Source organism: Zoogloea sp. (genome assembly GCF_023150065.1).
In the GTDB taxonomy this organism is placed as follows: Bacteria; Pseudomonadota; Gammaproteobacteria; order Burkholderiales; family Rhodocyclaceae; genus Zoogloea.
Map to the genome: position 1 here is coordinate 1 of NZ_JAKLLN010000113.1, position 715 is coordinate 715.

The window sequence follows — 715 nt, forward strand, 5'->3', positions numbered from 1 at the left end:
TCCAGCGACCGAAGGGAGCGAGGTCGACCGCCATGTTAGGGCTCGCTTTTCTGTGCGATGAAGCCATAGGCAGTGGCGACGAACTCAGCGAAGCCAAACTCCGAAAATGCCCGACGGATTGTGTCAGATGGGGCAATGCCATAGACCTCAAGCACGGTGTATCCGGGGTCATGTGATGAACTGTCGTGATGTTGATCGAGAGAGTCGATGGTCCCAAGGCACCAATCTTCAGCGGTTGCTCCGTGAGGCGTAAAGATGGTGACGCCAGATTCAATGTTGTAGTTGCCGGGGGACGGTAAAGCGCTCCAAAGTTCCTCGGCAACTTCCCGATTCGCTGGCGAATCCACCGTCCACACATGGAGCCGCGACGACAAAGAGCGAAGTTTCTCTCCGAAGTCGGGGGCAATGACAAGTGCGACAGCATATGGTGAGGACATGAGAGCCCTAACGTTTGACGTGAGGGGCCGCCGCAGCGGCGAAGCCGCGAAGGGTTGGGCGTCTTAGCGTTCATAGAACCACTCCATGAACTCGCCAGCCACGTCAGACGAAAGCTCTAGCGCTGCCTCGGCAACGGCTGGTTGCCCCTTTGCAGCGGCGACCGCTGAAAGAGCGCAACAGAGAAACCCTTCGTCCCACTGGCGAGAGGAAGCCGCAGCAACCAGCGCGGGTAGGCGCGACAAGGACTCGAAGTAGGCGGGCGCAATGTCGTCGGGAA

The 715-nt window shown here is 58.7% G+C and carries 1 protein-coding gene; it reads right to left on the reverse strand.

Going from position 1 to position 715, the window contains the following annotated elements; all coding sequences use genetic code 11:
- Positions 1-500: 500 nt before the first annotated feature.
- A partial coding sequence (locus L6Q67_RS23745) for a hypothetical protein (RefSeq protein WP_296576042.1) occupies positions 501-715 on the reverse strand: 215 nt, incomplete at its 5' end.